Source organism: Sphaerospermopsis reniformis, assembly GCF_005402885.1.
GTDB classification, from domain to species: Bacteria; Cyanobacteriota; Cyanobacteriia; order Cyanobacteriales; family Nostocaceae; genus Sphaerospermopsis; species Sphaerospermopsis kisseleviana.
On sequence record NZ_BJCE01000607.1, the window covers coordinates 1 to 325 of the forward strand.

The window sequence follows — 325 nt, forward strand, 5'->3', positions numbered from 1 at the left end:
CCCTTATTAGCTTGACCACTTAACATTGGCTTTTTCATTTCAGTTATCTGCTGCTAAAGCACTAGATTACTGAACTGCCTCGCGTTACTATGCAGTTTTCAAGGTTCTGGCTGGTATTTACCCAGCAGTCTAGGGTTTACCTAGTTGCTGAATTTGACCAGAGCTTTAATAATACTTTGAAAGAGAACTAACCAATCTCGACCGACCTAGAGTAGACCAGTTTAGTATCTATTTACTCATTGCTTTCGATATCTAAATGGGTAGGTCTCCCTAAAAAGGAGGTGATCCAGCCACACCTTCCGGTACGGCTACCTTGTTACGACTT

Annotated in this window: 1 rRNA gene; it reads right to left on the bottom strand. The window is 41.8% G+C overall.

The annotated features are described in order from the left end of the window. Positions 1–274: 274 nt before the first annotated feature. Positions 275–325, bottom strand: a 16S ribosomal RNA gene (locus tag FFR48_RS28590); the annotation flags it as partial.